We start from the raw sequence: 363 nt of genomic DNA on the forward strand, positions 1-363 counted from the left end.
GGTTTTGTGTATAGGTCTTCACTATCGGCAATTTCTACTATGTTTCCTAAGTACATGACTCCGATTCGGTCTGATATGTGCCTTACCATCGATAGGTCATGTGCGATGAATAAGTATGTGACTCCTGTTTCTTCTTGGATGTCTTGCAGCATGTTTACGACTTGTGCTTGGACTGAGACATCGAGTGCTGAGATTGGTTCGTCACATAGGATAAAGTCTGGTTTTACAGATAGTGCGCGCGCGATGCTAATGCGCTGGCGCTGGCCTCCACTAAATTCGTGCGGGTAGCGATATAAGTGTTCTTCTTTTAATCCTACCTTTTTCAGAAGGTCTAAAATGATTTCTTTTTGTTCTTCTTTTTCG

The 363-nt window shown here is 42.7% G+C and carries 1 protein-coding gene; it reads right to left on the reverse strand.

What is annotated here, in order from left to right; genetic code table 11:
* On the reverse strand, positions 1-363 hold a 363-nt coding region (locus tag SB717_RS34160), incomplete at both ends, for an ATP-binding cassette domain-containing protein (RefSeq protein WP_410907264.1).

It is taken from the genome of Priestia sp. SIMBA_032 (assembly GCF_046535215.1).
In the GTDB taxonomy this organism is placed as follows: domain Bacteria; phylum Bacillota; class Bacilli; order Bacillales; family Bacillaceae_H; genus Priestia; species Priestia aryabhattai.